This is a genomic window from Campylobacter sp. JH23 (assembly GCF_017846595.1).
Classification (GTDB): Bacteria; Campylobacterota; Campylobacteria; order Campylobacterales; family Campylobacteraceae; genus Campylobacter_D; species Campylobacter_D coli.
Map to the genome: position 1 here is coordinate 270,389 of NZ_JAEQBP010000001.1, position 14,719 is coordinate 285,107.

The following is a 14,719-nucleotide window of genomic DNA, read 5'->3' on the forward strand; positions in this document are numbered from 1 at the left end:
GATGGCGCTTGTAAATGTGATTTATAATAATGATACTTATGAATTAAGTTATGAAATTTTAAATCAAGATAAGAAAAAATCTTTACTCATATTGCATGGATGGGGTGCAAATAAGGAGCTTATGAAGCAAGCTTTTTCTAAAAATTTAAATGATTTTTGTCAAATTTATCTAGATTTACCTGGTTTTGGAAATTCAAGTGCGCCAAAAAGTCTTTATAGCCAAGATTATGTAAATATCATAAAAGAATTTTTAAAAGAAAAAAAACTTGATATTGATATTTTTCTAGGACATTCTTTTGGTGGAAAAATAGCTGCTTTACTTGTTTTGGATTTTCAAAAAGCTCAACTTGTTTTGCTTTCAAATTCAGGCATACTTGCAAAAAAATCTTTTAAAGTGCGTTTTAAAATCATGCTGTTTAAATTTCTAAAAAAATTGGGTTTGGGTAGATTTTATCGTTATTTTGCAAGCAAAGATGGAGCAAATTTAAACTCTTTGATGTATCAAACTTTTAAAAATGTAGTAGATGAAGATCTGAGTCAAACTTTTGCTAAAATCGACAATAAAAGCCTTATTTTTTGGGGGATTGATGATAAAGCCACCCCTTTAAAAAGCGGAGAAGCAATGCACAAGCTTATCAAAAATAGCGAATTTTATCCTTTAGAAGGGGATCATTTTTTCTTTTTAAAACATTCTTTATTTATAGCCAATAAAATCAAGGAAAACCAATGCTAACCAATACACTTTATTTTATCAATTCTTTGTTTTTTAACTTTTGTGTAGCTTTTTATCTTATGAGCGCTTTACAATGGTATTCTTATAAATTTAAACGCGTATTTTTTCACTATCATAGACCTTTGTGGCATTTGTATTTTTTATTTTTACCTTATTTTTTCTTTTTGACTTTTCCTTTATATTCTTTGGCGTATTTTGCACTTATTCATACTCCGATTTTATATTTTTGGAATAAAAGCATAGATAAAAAACTCGTCTTTACAAGCAAGGTTAAATGGTTTTTTGTTTTTGTATTTATCTATAATACCCTTTTTGCCATACTTGCTTTGCGTTTTTCTTTTCTTTTCAATCTTTTTGCCCTGCCTTTTGCTCTTATAAGTCTTAAAATCTTTGAGCTATTTAGCAATTTATATTTTAAAAATAAAGCCAAAGCAAAACTTCAAAACAATCCACAATTAAAAATCATACTCATTACTGCAAGTTTTGGAAAAACAAGTATTAAAAATTTCCTCTATGAGCTTTTAAAAGATGATTTTAAAACCTACAAAACCCCTCGCTCTGTAAATACCCTACTTGGCATTATCGCAGATATCAATACAAATTTAAGCGATGATACACAAATTTACATAGCAGAAGCAGGAGCAAGAGTAAAAGGCGATATTGATGTTATAACGCGTTTTTTAGAGCCTCAAATTTGCATTGTAGGAGAGATAGGAAATGCGCATTTAGAGTATTTTAAAAATATAGAAAATACGCGAAAAACCAAACTCGAAGCTTTAAATTCCAAAAGATTAGAAAAAGCTTTTTTACATACTAGCACCCAAAAAAGCAAAGATGAGCTTATCTTGCTTTACGATGATAAATTACAAGACATTCAAGCAAGTCTTCAAGGTTTGGAATTTAAGATCAATTTAGAAAATAAAACATATGAATTTAAAAGCCAAATTCTAGGAGATTTTAATGCTCAAAATCTTTGCGCTTGTATACTTTGTGCAAATTATCTAGGCGTAAAAATAGAAAAAATTCAAAAGCAAGTTTTAAAAATCAATTCAGTAGAACATCGCTTACAAATCATCTCTAAAGAGCCTAAATTCATCATCGATGATGGTTTTAATGGGAATTATAAAGGTATGAGTGCAAGCTATAAGCTTTGCAAAAACTATAAAGGGCGCAAGGTTTTAGTTAGCCCTGGTATAGTAGAAGTAGATAAGGATGAAAATGTAAAATTAGCCAAAATCATCAATGAATGCTTTGATCTTGCCATCATCACAGCACAGGTTAATGCTGATATCTTTAAAAAAGAACTTAAAATAAAAACCATCATACTCAAAGAAAAAGCAGATCTTGTTAAGGTTTTAGCAAAAGAAACCCAACAGGGCGATTTGATACTTTTTTCTAATGATGCACCTAGTTTTATGTAAGTTTATCTTGTGAATAATTTTAAAGATAAAGATATTTAAGAAAGATTTCTAATTCTTATCTTAAATCATCTTCTATTTTATTGTTAGAATTTTATGATAAAATCAATGCCACTTTTATAAAGTTTTCATAAATTTAGGAGTAAATTATATGCAAAAAAATTCTTTTTTAAAAATCTATGGGCTCATACCCTTTTTGCTTGTAGCTTTCATCAATGCTTTTGTAGATTTAGGGCATAAAATCATCATTCAAAATACTATTTATAAGGTTTATGAAGGTAGCACACAGCTTCTTTTAACAGCCATTGTTAATGCTCTTATCCTTCTACCTTTTATTTTAATGCTTTCACCCTCAGGATTTTTAGCAGACAAATATCCAAAAAATCTTATCATGAAACTCTCAGCAGCTTTTAGCGTTATGCTTACGATTATCATTTGTATAAGCTATTATAATGGGGCTTTTTGGACAGCTTTTACACTTACTTTCATCATGGGAATTCAAGCTGCACTTTATTCTCCTAGCAAATACGGCTTTATTAAAGAATTAGTCGGAAAAGATTTACTTGCGATGGGAAATGGTGCAGTTAATGCAGTAAGCATCGTGGCTATACTAGCTGGAATGAGTCTTTTTTCTTTAAGTTTTGAAAGCTTATATGATATAAATCATAACAGCTCAGAAGAGGTTTTAAAGCAAGTTGCACCTTTGGGATTTTTACTTATACTTTTTTCACTCATAGAGCTTTACTTAGCGTGGCGTTTACCTAAACTTAAAGATGAGATAAAAGAATTAAAATTTGATTCTAAACGCTATTTGAGCGGAAAATTGTTGATGAGCAATTTAAAACTTATTTTTGAAAATAAAGTAATTTGGCTTTGTATCGTTGGAATTTCGATATTTTGGGCGATATCGCAATTATATCTTGTAAGTTTTCCCGTATTTAGCAAAAATGAACTTTTTATTGAAAATACTTTTTTTGTACAAGTTTCTTTAGGATTTTCAGGGATTGGAGTCGTTTTAGGCTCTTTAATAGCGGGTAGGTTTTCTAAAAATTATATCGAGCTTGGACTCATTCCTTTTGGGGCTTTGGGCGTGTTTTTAATGGCCTTGATTATGCCCTATTTTACAAGTTTGATTACATATAGTTTTATCTTTTTTATCTTTGGTTTTTGCGGTGCGTTATTTATCATACCTTTAAATTCTCTTATACAATTTCATGCAAAAGAAAATGAACTGGGTAAAATTTTAGCAGGCAATAACTTCATACAAAATATCGCCATGCTTACTTTTCTTGTTTTGGCAACTTTATTTGCCAATTTAGAAATCAATGTAATTTATTTATTTTACTTCATTACACTTGTTGCTTTTTTGGGTGCGATTTATGTAGTCTTTAAACTCCCTTTTTCTTTAGTAAGAATGCTTTTAAGCATAGCATTTTTAGGACGCTATCGTTTGCTTGTGGAAGGCTTTAAAAATATCCCTGAAAAAGGCGGTGCCTTGCTTTTGGGCAATCATATTTCTTTTATCGATTGGGCTATAGTGCAAATGGCAATTCCTAGAAAAATTTATTTTGTCATGGAGCGAAGTATTTATTCTAAATGGTATATCAAAATTTTTCTTGATAAATTTGGTGTCATTCCTGTTTCAAGTGCAGCAAGCAAGGCTAGCTTAGAGCTTATTGCAGAGCGTATTAAACAAGGGGATTTGGTTTGTCTTTTTCCTGAAGGCGTGCTTTCAAGACATGGGCAACTCAATGAATTTAAAGGTGGATTTGAACATGTTTGCTCAAATTTAGAAGAAGATGATGGGGTGATTTTACCTTTTTATATACGCGGACTTTGGGGTAGCACTTTTTCAAGAAGTGATGAGGAGTTTTCAGCTAGAAATCGCACCTTAAGCAAAAGAAATATCGCTATAGCCTTTGGTGCTCCTATGTCTTTACATTCTAAAAAAGAAGAGGTAAAAGCTAAAGTTTTTGAACTTTCTTTTATGGCTTGGAAATCTCAATGCGAAGCAATGCATACCATAGCAAGAGCTTTTATCACCAGCGCTAAGAGAAATCTTAGTAATATAGCTATAATCGACTCTTTAGCAGGAGCGATTAGCTATAGAAAATTATTGAGTCTTAGTTTTATTTTAAGCACCCTTATAAAAGAAAATTCAAAAAAAATCAATAGCAATTTTGAACGCGGATCTTATGCGCCCAAAGAAGAATGTGTAGGAATTTTACTTCCTGCTTCTTTTGCTAGTTCTTTGCTAAATTTAAGTGTCTTGCTTGCACAAAAAGTTGTAGTAAATTTAAATTTTACTGCGGGAGAAAAAGCCTTACAAGCAGCAGTAAAAAGTGCTCAAATTTCACAAATTTATACTTCTAAGAAATTCTTAGAAAAATTAGAAAGCAAAGGCGTGTCTTTAAATTTTGGTGAAGAAGTAAATCTTATCTACATGGAAGATGTGGTTGAAATCTTTAAAAAACAAAAAAGTAAAATTTTAGCAATGATGATGGCAGTTAGTATTTTACCTAGCTTTATATTAAAAGCGATCTTTGCTCCTTCTAAAAACAATCTTGCCATAGCAGCTATTCTTTTTAGCAGTGGTAGCGAAGGCACTCCAAAAGGCGTAATGTTAAATAACCGAAATATCCTAAGCAATATCGCTCAAATTTCAGATGTGCTTTGCACAAGAAACAACGATGTAATACTTTCATCCTTGCCACCTTTTCATGCTTTTGGGCTAACTGTTACTACATTTTTACCTTTACTTGAAAGTATTAAAAGCATTACTTTTGCTGATCCAACCGATGCTTTAGGCATAGCAAAAGCTGTAGCCAAAAACAATGTTACGATAATGTGTGGAACCTCGACCTTCTTAGGAATTTACGCTAGAAATAAAAAGCTTGATGCCATTATGTTTGAAAGCTTAAGAGTGGTTGTTTCAGGAGCTGAAAAGCTTAAAAGCGAAGTTCGATCTGCCTTTGAAATGAAATTTAAAAAGAGTATTTTTGAGGGCTATGGAGCGACTGAAACCACTCCTGTTGCAAGCGTGAATTTGCCTAATCGCTTTGATGCGGATTATTGGATAGTTCACCGCGCAAGCAAAGAAGGAAGTGTGGGCATGCCTCTACCTGGAACTGCAGTTCGCATTGTCGATCCTAATACTTACGAAACTCTAAAAACAAATGAAGATGGGCTGATACTCATAGGCGGACACCAAGTCATGGTAGGATATCTTAACAACAAAGAAAAAACCGATGAAGTCATCAAAGAAATCGATGGCATAAGATGGTATAACACCGGCGATAAAGGGCATTTAGATGAAGATGGATTTTTGTATATCGTAGATCGTTATTCGCGTTTTGCGAAAATCGGTGGAGAGATGATATCTTTAGGTGCTCTAGAAGAAGAAATCGCTAAATTCATCGATACAAATATAGTGAAATTTTGCACCGTAGCTTTAGAAGATGAGAAAAAAGGCGAACAAGTTGCCTTGCTTATAGAATGTGATGAAGAATTCTTTGAAGGTGTTTGCGAAGCTATAAAAAGCTCAAGTATGCCTGCTATTTTCAAGCCAAGTCGCTATCTAAAAGTAGAAAAAATTCCACTTTTAGGCTCTGGAAAAGTGGACTTAAAAGGCGCTAAGGAATTAGCAAAAAGCTTGGTTTAAAATAATAAATTTTTAGCAAAGAGATAAATACTCTTTGCTTTTTTAATTTTTTCTTATAATTCTTTCATATATTTAAATTTACGCCAAAGCCCAAACTAAAATTGGCATAGAAATAAAAGCAAAAAGCACTCCAAAAGCCACAGTACTTACAGCTAGATTGCTATCTAATTTAGCCTTCATTACCATAGCTCCTGCTAAAGTCATTGTAGGCGTGGCACTTTCTATGATGGCAACTATGATTGAAGCTTTCATTTCAAAACCAAAAAGCTTTAATAAAAGCACAAAAATTAAAGGTGCTAAAACCATTTTAGCTAAAATCACAAGAATAGTAGGTTTATAAGCAGTTTTAATCGCCATAAAACCAAGCCCCAAACCTATGGCAAAAAGTGCCACTGGAGTAGCTGCACCACCAAATAAACGAATAGGGGAAAAAATAAATTCAGGCAAGGATATTAATTTACACAAAAAACCCAAAAGCAAAGCCAAAAAAGGTGGAAAAGAAAGAATTTTTTTAATATTTGCTACCAAACTTACTTTTTCACCACTTCCCAAAGAAAGGATAAAAGGCCCCAAAAGAGAAATAGGCAAAGTAGTAGCTAAAGCATCATATAGTATTACTTCTGCGCCAAATTGCGCATTAGCAAAAATGCCTTCAACGATAGGCATACCCACAAAAATAGTATTTCCAAAGCAAGAGAGTAAAAACATACTCACTAGTGTTGCTTTTGAAAAATTAAAAATAAAACCTAAAAATACGACTATAAAAGCAGCAAGAGCACAACTAAAAAATCCTATAAATATCAAAACAATCAAAGAGAAATCAAAATTTAAATGATAAGCTTTATCGAAAATTAAACAAGGCAAAGCAAAAACGATAGCAAAATCTAAAAAGGTTCTTGCTTGTTTTTGTTTTAAGATACCCACTCTTTTAGCAAAATACCCACCTGCTAGTAAGATAAAAATCGTAAACAAAGGACTAAAAATAAACATACCATATCCTCTTCTTGTTTCATTACTTATAAAGATAATTTTAAAAATGGAAAAAATTATATTCTTTATAATTAAAAGAGAACTTAAAATGTTTTAAGTTTTATATTTTTATATAAAAATATAAAACTTACTTGCTTAAAAATACTCAATCTTTTATCAAAATACTATGGTTTTATTTTTATGTATAAAAATTCTATCATCAAAAACCAAATCAAGAGCTTTTGAAAGCACATTTTTTTCAACATTGCGTCCAGCTTGCTGCATATCTTGCCAAGTGTATTCATGACTTACAGGCAAAACTGCTTGAGTGATAATCGGCCCTTCATCAAGATTATTATTAACAAAATGTGCCGTAGCTCCAATAATCTTCACCCCACGCTCAAAAGCTTGTTTATAGGGATTTGCTCCCACAAATGCAGGCAAGAAAGAATGATGGATATTAACTATCTTTCCTTCAAAATGTTTGACAAAATCAGGGGATAAAATTCTCATATATTTTGCCAAAACCAAATAATCAAATTGATATTCTTTTAAACATTCTAAAACTTGTTTTTCCTGCTCTTCGCGCTTTAAATTTTCTGCACTGATGCAATGATAAGGGATTTCAAATTTTTCTACTAAGTTTTTAAGAGTGTCGTGATTAGAAATCACGGCTTTGATATTAGCCTCAAGCTCATTGCTATAATGCTTGATCAATAAATCTCCCAAACAATGGCTTTCTTTAGTAGCAAAAACAATAATATCTTTCTTTCTTTTTTCACAAAGCTCTATATAAGCTTCTTCTCCCAACATCGCCTCAAGTGTCCCAACAAAGGCTTTTTTATCAAATTCACCCTCTAAAATAGCGCGGAAAAAAAACATTTCTTCGCCCACAAATTCATCATTTTTTACTATATTGATATGATATTTAAAAATCACATCAGAAATACGATAAATCAAACCTTTTTGATCCTTGGTGCAAATTTTTAATACAGAAATCATTTAATTTAACCTTTTAATATATTCATATAATTCATTTTCTCTTGCTTCTTTAAGCTTTAAACCCAACATTTTACCATAAATTCCAGCATCAAGAAAATCTTTTGCTAAAATACTTGTTTTAAATTTGTTCTCATAAAGTTTGAATTTTTTAGCCCACTTTATGCGCTCTTTATCCCAAAGCCCAAGCCATTCTTTTAAAGGCATATCCAAAGCAATACTTGCTAAATCAAAATCACTCATTTCATCAAGATAAAAAGCTTGATTTGCCTTTTTGAAATACTCTTTTTTTATTTTGCTTTTTTTAAAAAATTCCTCTTTGTTTAAATTAAAAAAATTTAAATACAAATACAAAAACAAAGCATCGTCTTTAACTACTTCTCTACTTTTTCTAAGCAAAGCTTGAAATTCCATGCTTTTAAAAGCACTATCAAAGCCAAAAATTTCTTTTTCCATATTAAGCTCTTGTAAATATTTATAGCCCACTTCAAGCTTAGAGCTTTTAAAAAATTTATAAAGCTCAGCATTGATCCTATCTCTGCTAAGATCTTTTATATTCATGCTTTGCATTAATTTTAAGCTTTCATCTGCTATTTTAAAATCAAATCTTGAAGCAAAAGCCACTGCTCTTAAAATTCTTAAACTATCTTCTTGAAAACTTGTTTGATCAATATGCCTTAAAATGCCCTGCTCTAGATCTTTTAATCCTCCATAAAAGTCTAAAAACTCATCATTAAAAAGATTGATCATCATAGAATTTATAGTAAAATCGCGTCTTTTGGCGCCTAATTTTTCATCATTACAAATTTGCACCTCAAAACCCGTATGCCCATAACCTGTCTTGTTTTCAGTTCTAGCAAGAGCAAAATCATAATTTTTAAATTTATATACAAAAAAACTTTTTCCAAAGCCTTGCGCGCCTAGTTTTTTCATCATTTTTTCAAAATCACTAGGCGTTATATCGTAAAGCTCTATATCATAATCATAAATTTCTAAACCTAAAAATAAATCCCTTACACTCCCACCAACCAAATAAGCCCTTTGAGTATAGGGACTTAGAAAATCAATGACAAATTTTAAATCTGCATTATTTTTTAAGCTTATCTTCGATGTTTGCAAGCAAAAACTCTAAAAAATTAATAGTTAATTGAAGTCTGTGTTCCAAATTCTCCTCCTTAACACTATTTAAACCCTCAAAAAGAACCAAAATTCTTTCTCTAAGGTGTTTTAAAAATATATCTTCATTAAGAGTTTGCACCTCTGCTATAATACTAGGGTTTAAAATTTCACTTTGCAAAACAGCCTCTTCTTTAACTGGCTCTTTATTTTCTTGATTTAATTCATCTAAATTTTTTATCTCTTCTTGAATTTTTTGCTCTTCTTCAAATTTCGCCATAGAAATTTTATCTTCTAATTCTTGCTCCAAAATAGGCTCTTCCTTAAGTTTAACCGTAGGCATATCCTCTTGAATTTGAGTCTTTCTAAGCTCTTCTTGTTCTTTTAGAATTTCACTTTGCCTTCTTTGTTCTTCCATGATAGAGCTAACTTCACTGATAGTTTTCTTTGCCAAATCTTCTAAATTCATATTTTTATCAACCACCTTTTAAATTCATTGATCTCTTCATCGCTTTTCATATTTATAAAAAAATCAAGCATTTGAGTATTTAAATCCTGATGCTTAGAACGAAACCCACTAAGACGACGCACTGCATCAATTGCATTTTGGTTATTAGGATCTTCTTTTAAAATATTTTTATAAATCTCTAAAGCTTCATCCTTAAGCCCTTGGGCTTCATAAATGGAAGCTTCTGTAACTGTGTTTTTCATTATCTTTCCTAATATTTTTTTTAATTTTAGCAAAAAGCATTTTAAGTTAAACTTTATATAATACGCTAAGAGCCATTGCAAAGATAAACAAAGCGCTGATTTTATTGATTTTATCTAAATGCTTATTCATAAAGATCTTAAATATACTTCCACCTAAAGCATAAAGACTTAAAGAGCAAAATTCTATCAACAAAATAATCAAAAGCAAAATATTTACATTCACTTGAAATTTTAAAAAAGAAGGCAAGATGGAAAACATAAAAATCCATGCTTTTGGATTAGAAGATGAAGCTATAAAGCCTTGGATGATAAGAGAAAATTTTTTCTTATGGATGATTTTTTCTTGAGTAATTTGACTTTTTGATTTAAGCAATATAAAAGCAATATATAAAAGATATAAAGCACCCGCTATTTGAAAAAATTTAAATAAATTTTCATATCGCAAAATAAACTCTATCCCCAAAGCACAACACAAAACCACTAATGCTAATCCCACAAGCTCGCCAAATATCATCCATAAAGTATTTTTATATCCTAAAGAAAGTCCCAAGGAAAAAGCTAGGCTCATACACAATCCTGGCAGTAAAGAAACCGAAACAAAAGTCAAGATAAATAAAGTATAGTCCATTAAAACAATCTTAACACAAACATATAAGAAATAGTTCCTAAAATAATGCTAAGAAGTGCATTTTTAAAAAGCAGATGTATCAAAAATACCAAAATACAAGAGACAATAAAATCAAGCCCATAAGGATAAGAATAAAAATCCACCTCATAAAAAGTATAAAAAAATAAAATGATGATGATAACTAAAGGCATATTATACTGCACAAAAAGCAAGTGATAGTTTTCTTTTTTATTTTTAAACAAAATAAAAGCTAAAACACGAGTTAAATAAGTCGCTAAAGAAGCTGCTAAAATCGCATATAAAATATTTTTATCTAACATATTTTTTTCCAAAAATCAAAATCATCAGAGCGATAAAAATACAAAAAGCCAACATATAAGGCTTGTCTATGCAAAATAAAGCAAAAAGTGCCACAAAAGAAGAATAAAGTAAAATTTTTAAATTAGGATTTTGTTTATAAAGCTCATAAGCTAGCACAATAAAAAGGGCATTAAGACTAAATTCTACACCCGAATAATCAATATTTAAACCCTGCTTAAAATAATAACCCAAAACAGAACCTATTACCCAATAAATTTGATTCAATAAACAAACTTCAAACATAATAAGCGATCTTTGCGCACGACTAAGATTTTTGATTTTCTCTTTAATAGAGCTTAAAAGAGCAAAACTTTCATCTGTTAAAGCAAAGATAATATAGTGCCTTAGAAAATTAATGGATTTTAGCTCTTTTAAAAGTGATAAAGTATAGAAAAAATGGCGAAAATTCAATAAAAACAAAGTAAAAAAAATCATCAAAAAAGATACATTTTGCGCCACTAAAGCTACTAAAAGAAATTGCCCAGCACCTGCATAAATAAAAATTGAACTAAGCAAAATTTCAAACAAAGAAAAATCTTTACTAGCAGCTAAAATTCCAAAAGCAGCCCCTAAAGGGATATAACCCATTAAAACAGGGATAGTAAGAAGAAAGAGTTCTCTTTGCTTCATTTTTTCTCTTTGAATAAATGTTTTAGATATTCTTCTCTTTGTTTATCTAAATTTGGATCGCTTTTATGAATTTGTCGCTCTTCTTTTACTTTGACATTTTCATCATTAAAATACAAATAATCAATACCAAAAATAATAGCTATAATAATAAGCAAAGGAATTAAAAAAACCATCTAAAAGCTTTAATCAAGACATTTGATTGTAAATACTACCATAATAACGAATATTTTCAGCATTTTCATTTTTTTCTATAGTTTGTATCGCTCCGCTATTTATAGCTTTTTGGATATCTTTATCCAAATCTTGATAAGAAAAAACCATATTTATACTGATAATATGAGGTAATTTTTCAAGCATTTTGTAAGACTCAAGCTCTTTTTCTAAACTTTCACTTTCTATCACAACGATGATTTTTTCATTCTCACAAAGCTCTATTGAACATGAAGGAATTTTTAAGATTTCTTTTTTTAATTCATCTATATGTTGTACTTTAGCTACGATCAAAACGCTAGAAAGATTCATCTAAACTCCTAAATACAATTTTATCTCCAAAGCCTGAGATAATCAATTCTCTTTCGTTGATAAAAATGATAATTTCACTCATTAAATTTTCATCCTTGAAAATTCTAACAGTTTTTAGGGTATTTGTATCAAAAACCTCATTAAAACCCTCTTCATTATCACTATACGCAGCCAATTTCCCACTAGGACTTAAAGCGCAAGTATAGATTAAAAAATCTTTTTGCAAAAAAGTTTGCTCTTCATTTTTTACCAAACCTATACGCCTATCTGTGCCGCAACTTATAAGAATATCATTTTTAAAATCAACTTGATAGATATTATCTTTGTGCATTTTATCATAGTTTTTTAATATTTTCCAACTTTTCAAATCAAAAAGTTCCACCTCCCCACTTTCAAATCCTGCTATAAACTTGGTTTTTTCTTCATTTAAAGCTGCATCATTTAAACTAGAATGAGAGAATTTAAACTCATTTATACGCTTTAAATCCTTATCAACAAGCTCTATTTTAGAACCCAATAAAACCAAAAGATAGGTATTTTCATCTATAAAAAAAGCCTCTTTAACACTGCTTTCTTGAAGTGTTTGAATTTGAAGATTGTTATTATAAAGGCTTAAATTTTTTGCTCCAAAATCGCCTTCGCTAAGTATCAAAAGAGAATTTTGATAAACATCGATATTATAAATTCTAGCAAAATCACCCTCATAATAATTTTTAATTTTAGGCAAAGATAAAAGTTCTTTTAAGCTTTTATCTTTTAGATTATACTCATAAATCTCACCCTTATCAGTGCCTATATACAGCTCCTGCTGATCAAGCTTTAAAGCTGTAATATTTGAATTAAGCTTTAGCTCATAAGCAGGAGATAAAATATATAAAAAGCTTAAAATGAAAAGAATTTTTTTCATTATTTTACTCAACACCTTCATTAATTACATCGATTAAATTAGAACGATTTTTCAAGCCTTCATTTTTAAATTCAGCCTTAAAACTATTTCCAACTAAAGGTTTTGCATCACTTTGTGGAACATGACATTGGGTACAATTAAAGCGCGAATCACTGATCGCATCTCCTGTGGTTTTATTAGTTCTAAAATCATAATAATGACTCGCAGGAAGAGGAGTTGCGCCAACATCGGTTGCAATTGCTTTATCATGGCAACTAAGGCAGGTGTTATTATCCTTAGTAATAGGCAACATATCCTCAATAGTATGCGAAATAAGCGGTGGTGCATTTTCAAAAGAACGCTCAAAAAGCACAGATTCACCTGGCTGTAAAGCAGTAAAACTAGCATCGACCAAAGCTACCTTATTTTCATTTTCCAAACTTGCTTTCCTAAGTCCAATTTGCTCTGAACTCACCCCACTATTTAACGCACAAGCGGCTAAAAACATTATAGCAACGCTTCCTAGTAAAATCGTTTTCTTTTTCATTATTTTTTCCTTAAATCAAATATATTAAAATTTAAAGCATCATCGTTACACACTTCTACACAGCGTCCACATCTTATACATTCCCCCGAATTTACACTCGCGCTTTCTTTAGCTATCATCCAAAGAACTTGTTTTTCAGGACAAATTCCAATACATTTATAACACTTAGTGCATTTTTGATGATTGTGCTTGATTTTTAAAAGCGCAAAACGAGAGATGAGAGCATAAAAAGCCCCTAAAGGACACAAATGCGAACATATCGCTCTAGGACTCAAAAAAGCATCTATACAAAAAAGTATAAAAGCTATAAATATCCAAGAAGTGGTGCCAAAAATAATCCCTCTATGTATAATGCCTATATAAGACATACTTTCAAATACAGGCAAAGACAATACAAAAGAAAGAATTAAACTCAAAGCTAAAATATAATATCTTAAATTTTTACTTAAGATTAAAACCTTACTCTGTTTAAAAGCCATTTTAGAGCGAACAAAGGCAGCAAAATCAGTAATCAAATTTACAGGGCATACCCAAGCACAAAAAGCACGACCTAAGAAAACTCCATAAAGAATTAAAACGATCAAAGCTCCCATAAGTGCCATTAAATCTATGCTAAAACTTGCTAAATAAATTTGAATCACTGCAAAAGGATCACTTAAAGGCAGGGTATCAAAAAGCCTAGAAGAACTTAAATTTCCTTTTAAGATAAAATCCGTAGCCTTAAAACTAAAAAGAGCTAAAATTCCGATTTGAACGATGCGTCTAGCGATTAAATACCTCATCAAAATTCTCCCTCATTTAAATAATTTGTTGCCTTTTTAGCATCAAAATATTTAGAAGTATCTGCATCTTTTATACGATCTTCATCCTCTTGATCCCAGCCCTTTACATAATGCGAACCAGCCTTACCTAAAACATACTCGCGTGGTAAAACACGAATAGCAGGCTTTTCCGTAATACACGCAAGCTCGCAAAGCCCACAGCCTACGCATACTTCATGATCAACACTAGGCAATAAAAAGGCGTGCTTAGCAGTGCGCTCATTGCGTTTAAGTTCAAGTTTTAAAGCCCTATCTATCAAAGGACAAGCTCTATAACAAGCATCACACTGAATTCCCCAATGCGCTACACAAGAAGCACTATCTACGATCGCAATACCCATTTTTAAAGATTCTATGCCCTGCTCTAAATGTTTTTTATCCAAAGCATCGGTTGGACATTCCTTAATACATGGTATGTCCTTGCAAAGATAACAAGGAATTTCTCTAGCCTTAAAAAAAGGAGTTCCGTTTTTTGCACTATCTAACAAAGTAGCAAGTTTTAAAGTATTGTATGGACAGGCTTTTACACACAAACCACAACGAATACATTTGCTTAAAAATCTCGCCTCATCTTCAGCTCCTGGTGGCCTCAAGGCGTAATCATCGTCAGCCTTTAAGCTTAAATTTGCCAAAAATCCACCCGCAGTACAAAGACACAAACCTTTAAAAGCACTAGCAAAAAATTCTCTTCTATCTTTCATCAAATCAAACCTTTATC

The 14,719-nt window shown here is 31.0% G+C and carries 17 protein-coding genes; 3 read left to right on the forward strand and 14 right to left on the reverse strand.

Annotation, left to right across the window (positions count from 1 at the left end):
• Position 1: 1 nt before the first annotated feature.
• From KAR88_RS01385 to KAR88_RS01395, 3 genes are all read left to right on the forward strand, one after another.
• Entirely contained in the window at positions 2-733 is a 732-nt protein-coding gene (locus KAR88_RS01385) for an alpha/beta hydrolase (RefSeq protein WP_002790655.1), read from the forward strand.
• Entirely contained in the window at positions 727-2,154 is a 1,428-nt protein-coding gene (gene murF / locus KAR88_RS01390) for a UDP-N-acetylmuramoyl-tripeptide--D-alanyl-D-alanine ligase (RefSeq protein ID WP_002790656.1), read from the forward strand. Before KAR88_RS01385 ends, murF begins: the two co-directional genes overlap by 7 nt.
• A 148-nt stretch (positions 2,155-2,302) precedes the next feature.
• A complete protein-coding gene (locus KAR88_RS01395) occupies positions 2,303-5,812 on the forward strand; it encodes an acyl-[ACP]--phospholipid O-acyltransferase (protein WP_002776696.1) in 3,510 nt (1,169 codons plus the stop codon).
• Positions 5,813-5,890: 78 nt separating this feature from the next.
• Here the strand turns inward: KAR88_RS01395 and KAR88_RS01400 are convergent, their stop codons facing one another.
• From KAR88_RS01400 to napG, 14 genes are all read right to left on the reverse strand, one after another.
• Positions 5,891-6,802 carry an AEC family transporter gene (locus KAR88_RS01400; RefSeq protein ID WP_002776695.1) on the reverse strand — a complete coding sequence of 304 codons (912 nt, stop codon included), beginning with the start codon at positions 6,800-6,802 and terminating at the stop codon, positions 5,891-5,893.
• Between the two features lie 156 nt (positions 6,803-6,958).
• Positions 6,959-7,783, reverse strand: a complete 825-nt coding sequence (gene purU, locus KAR88_RS01405) for a formyltetrahydrofolate deformylase (protein WP_002797988.1) — start codon at positions 7,781-7,783, stop codon at positions 6,959-6,961.
• Positions 7,784-8,899, reverse strand: coding sequence for a CCA tRNA nucleotidyltransferase (locus KAR88_RS01410; protein ID WP_002780402.1), 1,116 nt, complete (start codon positions 8,897-8,899; stop codon positions 7,784-7,786).
• Positions 8,868-9,365 (reverse strand): hypothetical protein, encoded by a 498-nt coding sequence (locus KAR88_RS01415; protein WP_002776689.1) that lies wholly within the window; start codon positions 9,363-9,365, stop codon positions 8,868-8,870. The genes KAR88_RS01410 and KAR88_RS01415 overlap by 32 nt, the downstream gene beginning before the upstream one ends.
• Entirely contained in the window at positions 9,362-9,610 is a 249-nt protein-coding gene (locus tag KAR88_RS01420; RefSeq protein WP_087721326.1) for a tetratricopeptide repeat protein, read from the reverse strand. The genes KAR88_RS01415 and KAR88_RS01420 overlap by 4 nt, the downstream gene beginning before the upstream one ends.
• Positions 9,611-9,653: 43 nt before the next feature.
• Positions 9,654-10,235, reverse strand: coding sequence for a LysE family translocator (locus KAR88_RS01425; RefSeq protein WP_072216945.1), 582 nt, complete (start codon positions 10,233-10,235; stop codon positions 9,654-9,656).
• Positions 10,235-10,555: an AzlD domain-containing protein gene (locus tag KAR88_RS01430; RefSeq protein ID WP_002829913.1), complete on the reverse strand. Its 321-nt coding sequence runs from the start codon at positions 10,553-10,555 to the stop codon at positions 10,235-10,237. The genes KAR88_RS01425 and KAR88_RS01430 overlap by 1 nt, the downstream gene beginning before the upstream one ends.
• Positions 10,545-11,225, reverse strand: a complete 681-nt coding sequence (locus KAR88_RS01435; protein ID WP_002776685.1) for an AzlC family ABC transporter permease — start codon at positions 11,223-11,225, stop codon at positions 10,545-10,547. The genes KAR88_RS01430 and KAR88_RS01435 overlap by 11 nt, the downstream gene beginning before the upstream one ends.
• On the reverse strand, positions 11,222-11,398 hold the full coding sequence (locus KAR88_RS01440; protein ID WP_002776684.1) for a hypothetical protein: 177 nt from the start codon (positions 11,396-11,398) through the stop codon (positions 11,222-11,224). Before KAR88_RS01440 ends, KAR88_RS01435 begins: the two co-directional genes overlap by 4 nt.
• A 13-nt stretch (positions 11,399-11,411) precedes the next feature.
• Positions 11,412-11,747: a chaperone NapD gene (locus KAR88_RS01445; protein ID WP_002776683.1), complete on the reverse strand. Its 336-nt coding sequence runs from the start codon at positions 11,745-11,747 to the stop codon at positions 11,412-11,414.
• Entirely contained in the window at positions 11,734-12,654 is a 921-nt protein-coding gene (locus KAR88_RS01450; RefSeq protein WP_002776682.1) for a hypothetical protein, read from the reverse strand. The genes KAR88_RS01445 and KAR88_RS01450 overlap by 14 nt, the downstream gene beginning before the upstream one ends.
• 4 nt (positions 12,655-12,658) lie before the next feature.
• Positions 12,659-13,183, reverse strand: coding sequence for a nitrate reductase cytochrome c-type subunit (locus tag KAR88_RS01455; RefSeq protein ID WP_072212040.1), 525 nt, complete (start codon positions 13,181-13,183; stop codon positions 12,659-12,661).
• Positions 13,180-13,965, reverse strand: a complete 786-nt coding sequence (napH, locus tag KAR88_RS01460; protein ID WP_072212041.1) for a quinol dehydrogenase ferredoxin subunit NapH — start codon at positions 13,963-13,965, stop codon at positions 13,180-13,182. Before napH ends, KAR88_RS01455 begins: the two co-directional genes overlap by 4 nt.
• Complete coding sequence (gene napG, locus KAR88_RS01465) at positions 13,962-14,702, reverse strand: ferredoxin-type protein NapG (protein WP_002784911.1); 741 nt, start codon at positions 14,700-14,702, stop codon at positions 13,962-13,964. The genes napH and napG overlap by 4 nt, the downstream gene beginning before the upstream one ends.
• Between the last annotated feature and the right edge of the window lie 17 nt (positions 14,703-14,719).

Excerpts from the sequence above, each read along its gene's own strand:
- KAR88_RS01415 (WP_002776689.1), bottom strand. The coding sequence starts at position 9,365 with ATGAATTTAGAAGATTTGGCAAAGAAAACTATCAGTGAAGTTAGCTCT.
- napG (WP_002784911.1), bottom strand. The coding sequence starts at position 14,702 with ATGAAAGATAGAAGAGAATTTTTTGCTAGTGCTTTTAAAGGTTTGTGT.
- murF (WP_002790656.1), top strand. The coding sequence starts at position 727 with ATGCTAACCAATACACTTTATTTTATCAATTCTTTGTTTTTTAACTTT.
- KAR88_RS01425 (WP_072216945.1), bottom strand. The coding sequence starts at position 10,235 with ATGGACTATACTTTATTTATCTTGACTTTTGTTTCGGTTTCTTTACTG.
- purU (WP_002797988.1), bottom strand. The coding sequence starts at position 7,783 with ATGATTTCTGTATTAAAAATTTGCACCAAGGATCAAAAAGGTTTGATT.
- KAR88_RS01445 (WP_002776683.1), bottom strand. The coding sequence starts at position 11,747 with ATGAATCTTTCTAGCGTTTTGATCGTAGCTAAAGTACAACATATAGAT.
- KAR88_RS01435 (WP_002776685.1), bottom strand. The coding sequence starts at position 11,225 with ATGAAGCAAAGAGAACTCTTTCTTCTTACTATCCCTGTTTTAATGGGT.
- KAR88_RS01395 (WP_002776696.1), top strand. The coding sequence starts at position 2,303 with ATGCAAAAAAATTCTTTTTTAAAAATCTATGGGCTCATACCCTTTTTG.
- KAR88_RS01385 (WP_002790655.1), top strand. The coding sequence starts at position 2 with ATGGCGCTTGTAAATGTGATTTATAATAATGATACTTATGAATTAAGT.
- KAR88_RS01450 (WP_002776682.1), bottom strand. The coding sequence starts at position 12,654 with ATGAAAAAAATTCTTTTCATTTTAAGCTTTTTATATATTTTATCTCCT.
- KAR88_RS01400 (WP_002776695.1), bottom strand. The coding sequence starts at position 6,802 with ATGTTTATTTTTAGTCCTTTGTTTACGATTTTTATCTTACTAGCAGGT.
- KAR88_RS01430 (WP_002829913.1), bottom strand. The coding sequence starts at position 10,555 with ATGTTAGATAAAAATATTTTATATGCGATTTTAGCAGCTTCTTTAGCG.
- KAR88_RS01440 (WP_002776684.1), bottom strand. The coding sequence starts at position 11,398 with ATGGTTTTTTTAATTCCTTTGCTTATTATTATAGCTATTATTTTTGGT.